This is a genomic window from Pseudomonas sp. GL-R-26, assembly GCF_019947365.1.
Taxonomy (GTDB): Bacteria; Pseudomonadota; Gammaproteobacteria; order Pseudomonadales; family Pseudomonadaceae; genus Aquipseudomonas.
This window is the reverse complement of sequence record NZ_JAGYGI010000016.1, coordinates 145,630-159,518: the sequence shown is the minus strand read 5'-3', so window position 1 is coordinate 159,518 and position 13,889 is coordinate 145,630. Positions and strand designations below refer to the sequence as shown.

Annotated in this window: 7 protein-coding genes; 5 read left to right on the top strand and 2 right to left on the bottom strand. The window is 58.0% G+C overall.

All coding sequences use genetic code 11. From position 1 onward, the window contains the following. Window positions 1–53 precede the first annotated feature (53 nt). On the bottom strand, window positions 54–1,085 hold the full coding sequence (gene rsgA, locus KGA96_RS18345; RefSeq protein ID WP_007978809.1) for a small ribosomal subunit biogenesis GTPase RsgA: 1,032 nt from the start codon (window positions 1,083–1,085) through the stop codon (window positions 54–56). A 107-nt stretch (window positions 1,086–1,192) separates the two neighbouring features. Between rsgA and orn the strand changes: the two genes are divergently transcribed. The 5 genes from orn to KGA96_RS18320 all read left to right on the top strand — a co-directional run bounded on the left by orn (window position 1,193) and on the right by KGA96_RS18320 (window position 12,727). Continuing rightward, entirely contained in the window at window positions 1,193–1,735 is a 543-nt protein-coding gene (gene orn / locus KGA96_RS18340) for an oligoribonuclease (protein WP_046039808.1), read from the top strand. A gap of 223 nt (window positions 1,736–1,958) precedes the next feature. Further along, complete coding sequence (locus tag KGA96_RS18335) at window positions 1,959–2,570, top strand: trimeric intracellular cation channel family protein (protein ID WP_046039809.1); 612 nt, start codon at window positions 1,959–1,961, stop codon at window positions 2,568–2,570. A gap of 334 nt (window positions 2,571–2,904) precedes the next feature. Then, window positions 2,905–6,696, top strand: coding sequence for a leucine-rich repeat domain-containing protein (locus KGA96_RS18330; RefSeq protein WP_223514165.1), 3,792 nt, complete (start codon window positions 2,905–2,907; stop codon window positions 6,694–6,696). A 242-nt stretch (window positions 6,697–6,938) separates the two neighbouring features. Next, on the top strand, window positions 6,939–7,928 hold the full coding sequence (locus tag KGA96_RS18325; protein WP_223514162.1) for a hypothetical protein: 990 nt from the start codon (window positions 6,939–6,941) through the stop codon (window positions 7,926–7,928). 68 nt (window positions 7,929–7,996) lie between these two features. After that, window positions 7,997–12,727: an RHS repeat-associated core domain-containing protein gene (locus tag KGA96_RS18320; protein WP_223514159.1), complete on the top strand. Its 4,731-nt coding sequence runs from the start codon at window positions 7,997–7,999 to the stop codon at window positions 12,725–12,727. Window positions 12,728–12,747: 20 nt separating this feature from the next. Here KGA96_RS18320 and queG read toward each other — a convergent pair whose 3' ends face one another. After that, the gene (gene queG / locus KGA96_RS18315) at window positions 12,748–13,827 is read right to left on the bottom strand and encodes a tRNA epoxyqueuosine(34) reductase QueG (RefSeq protein WP_046039815.1); all 1,080 of its coding nucleotides are present in this window, start codon (window positions 13,825–13,827) and stop codon (window positions 12,748–12,750) included. Window positions 13,828–13,889: the final 62 nt, after the last annotated feature.

Sequence of the window (13,889 nt, the reverse complement as noted above, 5' to 3'; positions counted from 1 at the left end):
CTAAACAGACGTGCCGACCGCCCCGCTGCAGGCAGGGCGGTCGGCACGTCTGTTTAGTAGCCGTTTTCCGGCAGGCTGGCGATGATCGAGCGGTAGCTGTTCATCCGTTGCTGCTGCACGCGGCCGTCTTCAAGGGCCTTGAGCAGGGCGCAACCGGGTTCGCGGTCATGCTTGCAGTCACGGAAGCGGCAGGTGCCGAGCAGATCGTTGAACTCGATGAAGCCGGCTTCGACGTCGGCACGGCTGACGTGGCCCAAGCCGAATTCGCGGATACCCGGGGAGTCGATCAGCTCACCGCCGCCGGGGAAGTGGAACAGGCGCGCGGTCGTCGTGGTGTGCGTACCCTGGCCAGACAGTTCGGACAACGGACCGACGCGGGTTTCGACATCCGGCAGCAGGCTGTTGACCAGCGACGACTTGCCGACACCGGACTGGCCGACGAACACGCTGATGCGCCCGTCCAGTTGCGTCTGCAATTGCTCCATGCCGTTACCATGATGCGCCGACACTTCCAGCACCGGATAGCCGAGGGTGCGGTATACGGCGAGCAAGGCATTCAGCGCAGGAGCGTTGTTTTCGTCGATCAGGTCGAATTTGTTCAGCAGCAACAGCGGTTTGATGCCCGCATGCTCGGCCGCCACCAGATAGCGGTCGATCAGGTTGGCGTGGGGCTCGGGCAGCGGTGCAAACACGATGACGATCATGTCGACGTTCGCCGCAACAGGCTTGAGCTGACCACGGCTGTCCGGGCGACACAGCTCGGTGTTGCGCGGCAGTTGTGCCACGATCACGCCGATGCCCTGGTTGCCGGCACGCCAGACCACCTGATCACCGGTCACCAGCGCCGGCAGGTTGGCGCGCAGGTGACAACGGAATACCTGGCCGGCCAGTTCGCCGTCGCGGGCCTCGACTTCGACCTGCACACCGAAGTGCGCGATCACCAGGCCGTGCTGTTCCGGGCCCAGATCGCCGCCCTCAAGCGCCTCGACAGCCGAGGACTCGCGTTTGGCGGCGCGGGCAGCGCGTTCGCCCTGAATCTTTTCGATGCGCCAGTTTTGACGACGATTGAGTTGGCGTTTGGCCATGGGTGTTCCGTATCAAGAATGCAGCGATTAGGTAAAACGGCCGCGAGTTTAGCACGCCCGGCTACCGGCCTAGGCTAAACTGCGCAGCATTGCCTAGGAGCCGACACATGCAAAACCCACAGAACCTTATCTGGATCGACCTGGAAATGACCGGTCTGAACCCGGACACCGACGTCATCATCGAAATGGCCACCATCGTCACAGACAGTGACCTGAACACCCTGGCCGAAGGCCCGGTGATCGCCATTCACCACAGCGACGCAATCCTCGCCGGTATGGATGAGTGGAACACCCGTCAGCACGGCGGTTCCGGGCTGACCCAGCGGGTTCGCGACAGCCGCATCAGCATGGCCGAAGCCGAAGCCGAAACCATCGCCTTCCTGGAGAAGTGGGTGCCGAAGGGCAAATCGCCGATCTGCGGCAACAGCATCTGCCAGGACCGTCGCTTCCTTTATACCCACATGAAATCTTTGGAAAGCTATTTCCACTACCGTAACCTCGACGTGTCCACGCTCAAAGAGTTGGCTGCGCGCTGGGCACCGGACGTGCGTGACAGCTTCAAGAAGGGCAGCACCCACCTGGCGCTCGACGATATCCGTGAATCCATCGCTGAGTTGCAGCACTACCGCAAGCATTTCATCAAGGCTTGAAGATGCCCGGCGAGGGCTTCTGTGGCGAGGGGGCTTGCCCCCGTTGGGGCGCGCAGCGGCCCTAAACCAGCCAGCGTGTTCTATCAGGCAAGCCGCGCGTGCTGGTTTACGACTGCTTCGCAGCCGGACGGGAGCAAGCTCCCTCGCCACAGGGTGTGTCTGCCCTCTTTTGGTGCTCCAGCGAAGTCAGTAGACTGCGCGCCTTTCTGCAAGGACCGCCACTATGCTGCTGATGCTCTATCTGATTGCCATCACCACCGAAGCCATGACCGGAGCCCTGTCTGCCGGCCGTCGTGGCATGGACTGGTTTGGTGTGGTGCTGATCGCTTGCGTCACGGCGCTGGGTGGCGGGTCGGTGCGCGATGTGCTGCTCGGGCACTACCCGCTGACCTGGGTCAAACACCCGGAATACCTGGTGCTGACCACGGCTGCCGCCATGATCACGGTGTTCACGGCGCGCTGGATGCGGCATCTGCGTTCTCTGTTCCTGGTGCTCGATGCCATGGGCCTGGTGGCGTTCACCCTGATCGGCTGCATCACCGCCCTGGAAATGGGCCATGGCATGTTGGTCGCCTCCGTCAGTGGCGTGATCACCGGCGTCTTCGGCGGCATCCTGCGGGACATTTTCTGCAACGATATTCCGCTGATCTTCCGGCGTGAGCTCTATGCCAGCGTTTCGTTTGCGGCGGCATGGTGTTACATGCTGTGTATCTACCTGCAATTACCCGGTGAACAATCGATTCTGATCACCCTGTTCGGTGGATTTTTGCTGCGCTTGCTGGCGATCCGCTTTCACTGGGAAATGCCAAAGTTTGTTTATAACGACGAGCAGTGAGTGTTGTGACTCTTACTGCTTCAAGAAAATGTGCGGTAATTATTTAACACTTTATGAACTATTACTTTTTATAAACTGATTTTTCATTTCAGTTTATAGGCTACTTGTAATGGTTGATGCATGTTCAGAGAGTTGCACTGGTAATAGTCGTAATCGACTCATCGAAGAAAAAATCCCGGACTGGCTAATCCAGGCATCAGCTCACAGACGCTTGGCGCTACGTCGAGCGCCTGTCGCCGTTGCTGATTGGTACAGAACCGCATCAGAGGCCTCTCACGCCACCCTGGCTCAAGCTATCAAGACTGCCTGGTTGTCGCAGTCCAGGCTGGATAGAGTGTTCGAGCCGCTTGCCGATGTCCGTCGGTTTGCCGAGCCTTTGCTCCAGAAGGCATTGAAAGATCGTTTTGGTGTTGAGCTGGATGTCTCCCGAACGTTTCTGCGACTCTACCTGCCAACGGGCATTGTGAAGGGGTATCAAGTTAAAACCCTTTCCCTGCTTGATGCCGCTCTGCATAACTTCGAAATGAAAGAATCGGCGGCGAATTACTTTGACAGTGCTTCCTGTTTTATCAGCGAGCCCGATACTCGTGGCCACTTCAATGTACTGTCGATTAATGAGCGAATAGGTATTGATGTTTTTATTTCGATTTGTCGCGACCTGGATATCGGTGGCCAGTACTCACAGCAATTGGAAGCCATATTATTACCGAAGGATGCGGTAGCCAAAGCCGGCCTTGAATACAGAGTCAAAAGCAGTCAAAAGGACGCGTTCAGAGCGGCTGTGTTGTTGGCGCGGATGAACGGGGATATCGGCGCGGATTCACAGGCCTTGCTGCTGCGCCTGCTTGATGGCGTGCGCAGCCCGGCCATGCATTGTTATCAATTGCAGATCATGACGGCCCGGCTGACCGGGATCATGCTGTTGGCGGGTGATCTGGAGCGTTCTTCCAGGGTTGAGCCGCTTTTGGTGTACATACCCGATGATCCACAGCACCCGATCAAGGAGTATCCGTCGACGCTGGCGTTCAAGGCAGTATTGACAGAGCAACTGCGCTCACCGGCCTACCAAAGGTTTTTTGCCCGGTTTATCGCCCATGAGCAGCGCGGGGCATTTTTTGCCGCGCTCGACCAGCAATTGAACGTTGTGAAGTGGCATCCCCCGCAACCAGCAGACCCACGACCTGCCTGGCGCAATACGCCAATTGATAAACCCGTACTGCGATTTCACGTGCATAAGGTTCAGAGTGACCCGTGGCAATGGCTGTACCAGGGCGCGCTCAACAAAATCCTCAACGATGCACGCACCATCGCTGTGCCCACGGCGGACGAAGACCGCCAGTCGCGCTGGGCGTTTTGGGACAGTGTGCAGAGGGTGGCATCCATCATCCTTCAGGTCGCCACCCTGGTAGCCATGCCGTTCGTGCCTTTCGCGGGCGAGTTGATGTTGGCCTACACAGCCTATCAACTGTTGGACGAGACCTTCACCGGCATTCTCGATTGGGCCGAGGGACAGGTCGCCGAGGCGGCCGATCATCTGCTGGGCATTGCCGAAAATCTGGCGCAGCTTGCGGCCTTCGGAACGGCGGCGGCCGTGGTTGGCAGGGTTCTGGCGGTCAAGCCATCGGCATTTATCGAGGGGCTCAAACCGGTAATACTGCACGATGGCCGCACTCGTTTGTGGAGTCCCGACCTCGCGCCTTATGAGCAACCTCTCTCGCTACCGACGGGAGGTGCTACGGACGAACTGGGGCTTGAGCATCACGCTGGCAAGACTTTCCTCACGCTTGAAAGTCGCACCTATGAAGTGGCTGTCGACCCTGACAGCAGCGCCTACCACGTGCGCCACCCGGAGCGGCCGAACGCCTATCGGCCGCGCCTGACCCACAACGGCGAAGGCGCCTGGGCCCATGAAGTCGAGCGCCCAATGGAGTGGCAAGGTGCACGACTGTTCCGGCGCCTGGGGCACTCGGTTGCGGAATTCTCCGACGAGACGGCGCGACGCATCCTGACGGTCAGCGGTATCGACGAAGCCATGTTGCGGCACTTGCATGTTCACGCACATCGCCCACCAGCCTTGCTGGAAGATACGATCCGACGGTTCAAACTCGATCAGCGCATTCAGGTTTTTCGAGAGCAAATGCTCAGCTCTGATCCGGACATCCATGCCAAGGCTGAAGTTCAACTGCAAAAACGTTTGTTGCAGATGCAGCAGGTCAGTCTGCCCGAAGGTCAGTCAGGCGATGGCCATCTATTGGAAGCCTTGTGGGACGTCCTTGACGAGCGCGAGCAGAAACATCTTCTGGGTTTGAGCCCGGCACCGGACGACCCGCTACCAGCGCGGCATGTTCGAGCCACGTTGCTGCGTAAGAGGATGGCTCGATGGACAGAGGAATTCCGAACGTCGCTGTTCACGTTTATGGAAGAGGTGTTCGAGTCGGCGGCGGATATGGATACTCAGCAGATGCGCCGGATTTTTCCGGATCTGCCTCGAACCATTGCTCAAGAGCTATGGCGTGAAGCCAGCGCCGCCGAACGACTGCACCTGCTGAACAGGCCGGGAATGCCTCGGCGCATAGCGCATGAGGCGTTGTTTTACTTGCGCGAGTTACGGCTTAACCGCGCCTGTGAAGGGCTTTACCTGCATGCGTTATCCAGCGCAGACACCGACAGACTGGCTTTGCACATGCTCGAGTCCCTGGAAGGCTGGAAAGCCGATATTCGCCTGGAGGTGCGTGACGGGCACTTCGAAGGCTTGCTGCTGGACAGTATTGGGGCGGTCGACACGCCGATTCGTAAAGTGTTGGTCAGGCGGGGTGGGCTATATGAGGCCCATGATGAGCGGGGCGAGCTACTGCACGGCCCCGACGATCTTTTTGGCGCGATCCAGCATGCACTTCCGCAGACATGGCGCGATGCTCTGGACCTGCCGCATGTAGGTCAGGGCCGCGATCTCGAACAAGCGCTCAGGCGTCTTCCCTTGCTGCCTCGCCCTGAAGTGAGGGCACTGTTTGGGCAGCCACCACTGGAGCCTGGCAGTCGCTCTCCCATGCGGCTGGCTATCGGTCGTACCGGTTATCTGCTGGGCGGTGGCGATAGTCCTCCAGCGGAGGCCGGGTCAATCACCCAGCGTCTTCGAAGGCTGTTTCCAACGCTTGACGAAGAGCAACTCGACATCATGCGTCGAGAGCACCTGTCCGGCGATCCATCAGGGGCGGTGGCTCGCCTGGAAGGTGAACTCCTTACATTGGTCAATGACCTGGAGACCTGGGCCGCGGATGTCCCTGCCGTTCACCCGCTGACCGGGACATCCCTGAATGCCGGAGAGGTCGCCGTGCAGCGCCAGCGCCGGACGCTGTTTGCTCAGACCGTGCAGGCGAGTTGGCGTCGGCAGCTCACTGATCACAATCGTTTTGATACCGGCCGGTTTTATTCCAGGCTGGATATGCTCGGCGAGCTACCGAAGGTGACGGCCGACTTCAGCCATGTTTCCGAGTTCCTGCTGATCAATGACAGTCCGTATCTGCTCATGGGCGATTTCCTCGAAAATTTCCCCAACCTGAGGTTTCTGGCCCTCAAAGGTTTGCGACTGGACAGGTTTCCAGGTGCAGCCTTGCGTATGCGCGAATTGGTCAGCCTGAGTCTCGAAGGTTGCCATCTGCGTTTGGACGAGGCGTCCGTGGACGGTCTGGCGCACATGGAGCGACTTGAACGGCTTGACCTGGACAACAACCCGTTGGGGGTGACGCTGCATGTGGGGCACATGAAGGGGCTGGAGGAGTTGCGACTCAGATCAACGGAGTTGACGGTAGTCCCTGAAGGGTTGTTTGACCTGGAAAAACTGCGCTATGCCGACTTGAGCGGCAATCAAATCGTGGAACTGCCGGACGAATTGTTCGAGGTCGAAGACGTGCGCGAGGTCGAATACAACTTTGCTGACAACCCATTGAGTGAGTCGAGCAATATTCGTATTGCTGCATATGCTGAAAACTCCAGTCTCGACAGAAAACTATTGATTCAGGTTGATGATGGAGTTGAGGGTTTTAGTGAGAGTGAATCATCGAGTGATTCCGAGGTTGATGATAGTGGGGTGGGTAGTCCCAGTGAGGTGTCCGATGAGGAAAATTGAATATTGTTGTTTGATGTTTATTTGGGTGGCTAAAGATGCATGGAAACAATGTTTTTGGTTTTGGAAATAACCTGTAGTTCAGTGTCTGGTTTTGTCTTCTGTAGGTGTTTAGGTCGTTCATTTTAGTCGGTTGAAATGACGCAAGCTGTTTGCTATTGGTTGTCAGCGTAATGCGGGTTCTGGGTTTTTTGTTAATGCCAGGGTCTGAATTAAATGACGTTGATAAATAATGAGGCTGACTTATGAGCGATATGAAAAAACCAACAGTGGCGGGTTATTCGACCCAGGGTGAAATTACGATATCGAGCCTGAAAGTAAGATTCGACGCTCCCGGAGTCGAGTCTAAAAGAATTTTTGCCAACGGCAGGATGCAAGTCCGGATCTTGGTATTTGTCGTCGCGGTCAACCAGTCCGGTGCGCCGGTGCCCTTGCAGTATTTTCCGGACTTGATCAGTACACGGCTGATTCGGTTTCATGACGGCCAGCCGTTGGCACAGGACGCCTATGCAGGCGTGCCAGTGCCAGGCTGGAGCGTAAGTGTACTGGAGAACAGATATGCCCATGACATGCCGGGAACGACTCCAGCCACTGGAGGGACTGGCGGAACTACGGGCACCCCGCTTGAGTTCTGGGTGTCATCTTCAGAGATAGGGCAATTGCATATTGCGGCTGAGGTGACGGTGCAGGGCAAGGTCTATAGAAGCAACAATACGGTGAACCCTGACGGTACAATGAATAATGAAAGCATTGTCGTTAGTGCTGAGCGGAGTCCGGAATACAGTCATGAACTGTTTTCCTGGAGGTCGCATGAAATCTTCGGTGCATGGAATGGTGTCCGGTTGTTCCGTTATGACCTTGGCCTGTACTTGGGCGGGCAACAAGTAAAGCTGATTGATTGGGATACTCATCAGTACGGTGAGTCGGGCCGATGGCCGGTCAAGTTTTGCTACACAGGCATGCTTACATCGCTTCGGGGCTCAAGGTCTTTTACGGGGATAATGCTTCCCGTACGAGCAGCAGAAGTTGATGTTGTCGGTGTCAGGTTGCCTGTTATTCAACGCGTCGGAGAACTGGTTGCTTTTAAAGGTATTCCTCCGGTGTATAAATTCAGTCGTGAAGAGCTGAGGCTGGACCCTTTCTTTTTTACCGCGTTGGATGAGTTTGGCAACACTCATCATCTGTCATTGGTTGTTGATATTCAAAGCAATGAGTTTTTGTTGGTTAGAGGTTGAGTCGAGGTTTCGGCGGTTTTTCAGCTTTATGAAGAACCATTCGCACATGACATTTGAAAGGAGTTCAAATGGCTGCTTTAAAACAGGAGAATTTTCATTCTGCGGCATTCAACTTTGAAGGTTTTCTGGCCGGGGGAGTCGATCCCCGTACGGGTATCTATACCTGTTCTCTGACGCTGGGCGAGTTGACCTCCGGAGTCATGAACGGCCCATCCTTGCCGGTCAGGCTTTTCTATAGCCCGCTCAATGGCGGCGATGACGGTTTGGGGCAGGGCTGGTCCCTGGCATTGACCCGTTACGACATCGTCAGTGGCATGTTCACGCTGTCGGCGGGGGAGCGTTACAAGGCGCGGCAGACATCAACGCAACTGGTGTTTGATGAGTTGAAGCTGGAGACGCTCAAAGTTCAGCGCTCCGGTCCAGGGCGCTTTGACGTTGTGCACAAGAGTGGTTTGCGTGAGCAGTTGCGTGTTTATGGCGACAGCGATCTGGCGGTACCAATGAAGATCGTTGCCGCCAATGGTACGGCGATCCTGCTCGATTACACGGCGATCAATGGTGAGCCGGTCCTCGCGGCGGTGCGAGACGAACATCGGACGTTGCTGAGCATCACCCGCACCGCAGGGCAGGTGAGACTGACCCAGAATCCCGGTACTCCATGCGAAGCGACCTTTGTACTGAAGTTGGCTAACGATGCAGTGTCCACCATTCGTTTGCCGGACGGTGGGCTCTGGTCGATGACCTACGAGACCATCAAGGGGCTCGAGTGCCTGACACAAATGACCTCGCCATTGGGCGCCCGTGAGTTGATTCGCTACCAGAGTGACGGCCATCGCTTTCCTCCGGGAGCGCCGGTCCCCGCCATTCCCTATGTGATTTCACACACGGTGTTCCCCGGGCAAAAGCAGCCTGCAATCACGACGAACTACACCTACTCGCGACAGAATTTCCTGGGCTTTGATGACCCGGATATCCGCTGGTCCAAAGACGGCGATACGCTTTACCAGAGCTCGTCGGATTACCACTATGCCTCAACCGAAACGTTGATGAGGGGGCCCGTGGTGCACCGTTCCATCAAGCGAACCTACAACAAATACCATCTGCTGGTCGCGCAAGTGAGGACCTGCAATCAGAAGCTGACGTCCCAATCGATTGAGTACCACCTTGAGCCCGGCAAGAGCTTCGATCGGCAGCCGGCGCAGTTTCGGATGCCCAAGGCCCGGACGCTGCGCTATGACAATCGCAAGACCGGGGCCTCTCGCGAAGAAGTGATCAAGACCGAGTTTGACGCCTGGGGCAACCTGCTCAAACAGGTGGAAGCGAACGGCGTTGTCACCCTTTCGGAGTTTTATCCGGCGGCGGGTGCTGACGGTTGCCCTGCTGATCCTTTGGGTTTTGTGCGTTTTGAAAAGCAAAGAACCGTGCTCCCCGCATCAGGTTTTGCCGATGCCGCGACTATGCTGGTTCGCTTTCGCTACCGTTCGCTCGGGCAGGCCGGGCAGGCCGGTCACGATGTAGTCCTTGAGCAGAAAGTGCTTTATGAGCAGGCGACGGCCGGTGACCTCCGGTGTTCACAGGTCGACCTGATGTATGTCGATCAGCCAACGGACACCCTGCGTCACGGTCTGCTGAAAAAACAGACCACCACCCGTAACGGTATGGCCAATGAAACCGAGTTTTACTACACCTTCAACGATGTCTCGCTCGACCTGAAAACCATTGAGACCAGTTTTGATGGCGCCCGCAAAACATCTACCCTGACGTATTCGACACTCAACGGCTTGAAGTTGGCGGAGCAAAGCGAAGACGAAGGGCAAGTCGAATACACCTACGACGGCCTCGGTCGCGTGCTGAGTGAAACGGTCGCTTCCACATCGGCCTTCGCGGTGACGCGCAGTACGCAATATCAACTGCCGAGCATTGGTAATGTGCCGGCGGCGACGCTGACGACGGATGTCAACGGCGTACAGCAAAAGACCTGCTTCGACGGTCTTGGCCGGGTGATCTCGATCGATGAGCAGGATGCCGATCAATCAACACTGGGTGAGTTTCGCCAGGTTTATGCCACGCGCTACGACAGGCTAGGACAATTGACTGACGAAACGCTGACCGACTGGTGGCCGGGGCAGACGCGAATGCTCAACACTCATTTCGATTTCGATGACTGGGGGCAACTCAAAACCACAGTCCACCCCGATGGTCGCCAGGAACATTGCGATTATGATCCGGTCAGCAGGCAGGAGGCGAAATGGCAGGAGGGCATGGGCAAGTCGGTCACCACCTACAACGCATTCGGAAAACCCGACAGCGTTGAGCTGTTCGATACCGGCGGGCAACGCCAGGGTAAGCATCAGTATGAGTACGACGGACTGGGCCGCAGTGTCGGGCAGACCGACCCGGTCGGCAACCGGACGACTTTCGAGTATGACGTCTTCAATCGCCTGACCCGCAGCGTTCTACCCGATGCTCATGTGGTGCAGACTGAATATGCCGCTCATAGTGATGAGCCCTTGCCCATTGAGGTCACGCTGGCCGGTCGCAGTCTGGGGCAACAACGTTTTGACGGACTTGGGCGCCTGGTTCAGAGCCGTTGTGGCGTCCGGACGACCGATGCCGGATACGAGGCCGGTTTCAGCCAGCCAGCCTGGAAGCAGATGCCCAGCGGCGAGCGGATCGAGTTTCAATATGAGCACCACTTGGGTGGCCGCGTGAAGGAGCGCAAGGCGACCGGTCTGTTGGCCCGTTACGAGTATCACCCGCGACTCGGCGAATTGACCAAGTGCGTCGAGCAACAGCGCGAAACCCGACTGGAGTACTACCGGTCCGGGCGTCTCAAGCGTGAGACCTTGAAGGTGGAGGCGGTCGAGAAGAGCCTCTCCTACACGTATACGCTGCTCGGTCGGCCGCTCAGTTGCACCGATGTGCTGGGTGAGGAACACAAGACTGAATACGACGAACAAGGGCGCCCGAAATCCTTTGCGCAGCCTGCGCTCAAAGCCACGTTTGCCTACAACGCACTGGGGCAACTGTCGACCGTTGATGCACGAGCAACCGATGGCCAGGGTTCGATGGTGACCCGGTTGATCTACGATGATCTGGGGCGTGAAGTCACGCGCACATTCGAAGTGAGTGGTGGCATTACGCGGACCCTGTCGTCGAGCTACACCCTGGCGGGGAAGCTGGCGCAAAAGACCCTGAAGCAGGGAGATGAAGTCGTGCGCAGCGAGCAGTTCTCCTACGACTCGCGCGGCCGGCTTGGCAACTATTCCTGTACGGGCACACAACGACCGCTGGACGCCCAGGGCAAAGAAATCATCCGGCAGCGCTATGTGTTCGACGCCTTCGACAACATCGTGTCCCTGGAAACCGAATTTCCCGGTGGCCGCAATCTCGCGTTGTTCGAATTCAGCGCCAGTGATCCGACCCAATTGACGGGCATTCGCAACAGTCATGCGGATTACCCGGCGCCCGTCGTGTTGCAGTACGACGCCAACGGTCACTTGATCGTCGACGAACAAGCGCGTCGGCTGACTTACGATGCGTTAGGGCGCCTGACTCAGGTGGCGGGTGCCGTCGGGGCGGTGGTACGCAGCTATCACTACGATGCGCGGGATCAATTGGCGGAACTGTCGCAGCCGTCAGGCACGGCGATCCAGCGTTTCTACCGGGCCGGGCGGGCGATCAACGAAATCTGTGGTCCGGACGCCAGCACTTCATTGCGTCAGGACGACATTTTGCTGGGCCAGGACCGCAAGGGCGACGCTGCCGGCGTTCGCTTGCTGGGTATCGATCAGCAACAGACCACGCTGACCGAGCTTCTGGCTGGACAGAGTCGCCATTTGGCCTACAGCCCTTATGGACATCGTCCGGCGGAAGGCGGGCTGTTCAGCCTGTTGCGTTTCGCCGGCGAATCACTCGATCCGCAGACCGGTTTGTATCTGCTGGGTAATGGCTATCGGGCCTACAGCCCGGCGCTGATGCGATTTATCAGCCCGGACAACCTGAGTCCCTTCGGCACCGGTGGCTTGAACCCCTATGCCTACTGCGCGGGCGACCCGATTAACCGAGTAGACCCGACCGGGCACATTTGGCAATCGTTGCTTGGCATCGCCTTGTCCGTTGCCGGCTTGGCTCTCAGTGTTGTCACCCTGGGCGCGGCCACGCCCTTGGCATTGTTGAGCATATCGCTCGCCGCCACATCGACCGCGTTAGCAATTTCCGGGATTGTCGTGGATGAACTTGCGCCGGACTCTGGCGTTGGTGACGCACTGGGCTGGGCGAGTCTGGTCACGGGCGGGTTGTCCGCAGCCTGCGGGGTAGGTGCCTTGGGTCGAAGTGCGGTCAAGGCAGGCAACAGGCTGGCCGGGGCCTACAAGTCGGGGCTGAGCAGCGATCCAAAAGCGGCGGCCAAGGCGATGGCCAGCGGGATGGGAAAGGCCAAAAAAGCCTCGGGCATCGTCAAGGGCAAGGGGGCCAAAAAGGCCGCGAAGGCAGCCCAGGCCGGTGAAAGCGGTCCGAGTACCCCGACGCGGTGGACGCGAACCGGTATTGGTGACGAGTCAATCCCGTCAGACCTGAAGCCGGCCTACCGGGGCGAATGGGAGAAGTTCAAAGGCGGTCTGGATCAGGGGCTTCATCCCAAGCAGGCGGCCGAGCTGATGGATGACCCGTTTTTCAAGAAACTGAGTGGCGCCAATAATCAATGGACGGTGCGCATCGGAGGCAAGGACCGTGTTTCGTTCGCGATCCACGACAGAAGCCACGAAGTGCAGATCCTGCAAATCGGCGGGCATCCCTGATTTGTTTACATTGGCGCAGGTTACAGCGGCGTTGCCTGCCGCTCGGCATGCTGGCGTAGCGCCCACTCCACATGCTCCCTGACCAACTCCGACGGATACTCCCGTCGCGCCTTCAGCGCCTCCAGCACCGGGATCGTTGAAGGCGCATTCCCCAGCCCCACCGCCAGGTTGCGCAACCAGTTTTCGTAACCGGTCCGGCGCAGCGGCGAGCCTTCGGTGCTGCTGAGAAATTTCTCTTCATCCCACATGAACAGTTCCGCCAGCCCGGCATTGTCCAGATTGTGCCGCGGCTTGAAGTCGCTTTCACCGGACGGGCGGGCGAAGCGGTTCCATGGGCAGACGATCTGGCAGTCATCGCAACCGAACACCCGGTTGCCGATCAGCGGCCGCAAGTCTTCAGGGATCGCGCCTTTGAGTTCGATGGTCAGGTAGGAAATGCAGCGTCGGGCATCCAGCACATAGGGGCCGACGAAGGCGTTGGTTGGGCAGATGTCGAGGCAGGCGCTGCACCGCCCGCAGTGTTCGGTGGCGTGGGGCGGGTCGACCGGCAGCGGCAAGTCGACGAACAGTTCGGCGAGGAAGAAATAGCTGCCTGCCTTGCGATTCAAGACCAGGGTATTTTTGCCGATCCATCCAAGACCCGCCTGTTCGGCGATGGCTTTTTCCAGCACCGGCGCGCTGTCGACGAAGGCACGAAAGCCGAACGGGCCGATCTCGGCCTGAATTTTTTCCGCCAGTTGTTGCACGCGTTTGCGGATCAGCTTGTGGTAATCACGGCCCAGAGCATAACGGGAGACGTAGGCTTTTTCCGGTTGGGCCAACACTTTCGCCATTTGGGTGTCGCCGGCCAGGTAGTCCATGCGCAGCGAAACCACGCGCAACGTACCCGGCACCAGCTCTTCCGGGTGCGAGCGTTTGCTGCCGTGGGCGCCCATGTAGTCCATTTCGCCGTGGTAGCCGGCTTCGAGCCAGCGTTCCAGGTGCTGCTCATGCTCGGCCAGGTCGAGGCCGCTGATGCCGACTTGCTGGAAGCCCAGCTCGCGACCCCAGTCCTTGATGGATTGGGCGAGAGCAGGCAGGTCTGTGGTAATAGCGGGCATGAGACGAGAGAAACCGGAGCTGAGGTGCGTATAATTCTGCCAGACATCGGAGCCCGAAGACG

Coding starts and splice junctions, on each gene's coding strand:
- rsgA (WP_007978809.1), bottom strand. CDS start 1,085: ATGGCCAAACGCCAACTCAATCGTCGTCAAAACTGGCGCATCGAAAAG.
- orn (WP_046039808.1), top strand. CDS start 1,193: ATGCAAAACCCACAGAACCTTATCTGGATCGACCTGGAAATGACCGGT.
- KGA96_RS18335 (WP_046039809.1), top strand. CDS start 1,959: ATGCTGCTGATGCTCTATCTGATTGCCATCACCACCGAAGCCATGACC.
- KGA96_RS18325 (WP_223514162.1), top strand. CDS start 6,939: ATGAGCGATATGAAAAAACCAACAGTGGCGGGTTATTCGACCCAGGGT.
- KGA96_RS18320 (WP_223514159.1), top strand. CDS start 7,997: ATGGCTGCTTTAAAACAGGAGAATTTTCATTCTGCGGCATTCAACTTT.
- queG (WP_046039815.1), bottom strand. CDS start 13,827: ATGCCCGCTATTACCACAGACCTGCCTGCTCTCGCCCAATCCATCAAG.